At 56.6% G+C, this 281-nt stretch carries 1 protein-coding gene; it reads left to right on the top strand.

Annotation, left to right across the window (positions count from 1 at the left end; translation table 11 throughout):
* A partial coding sequence (locus tag A3714_RS05165) for an oxygenase MpaB family protein (protein WP_156493828.1) occupies positions 1–281 on the top strand: 281 nt, incomplete at both ends.

Here is a 281-nt window from a genome sequence, read left to right on the forward strand (position 1 = left end):
GGTGATGACGGAATCCGCCCGGGCAGCCTGGGGCATCGCACCTTGATGGAAGTACGGTTGCTGCACGCGGCAGTGCGACAATTTCTTGCCAACAATCCCCGTTGGGACAATGCCAAATACGACCTGCCAATCAATCAGGAAGACATGGCGGGCACCATCCTGGAGTTCGATTTCATGGTGGTCCGGGGACTCAAGCGGCTTGGTCTTCAAATCAGTCGCCGTGAGCATGAGTCCATGCATTATTTCTGGCGCTATGCCGGCTATCTGCTTGGCGTCGACGA

Source organism: Alcanivorax sp. HI0007 (assembly GCF_001635525.1).
In the GTDB taxonomy this organism is placed as follows: Bacteria; Pseudomonadota; Gammaproteobacteria; order Pseudomonadales; family Alcanivoracaceae; genus Alcanivorax.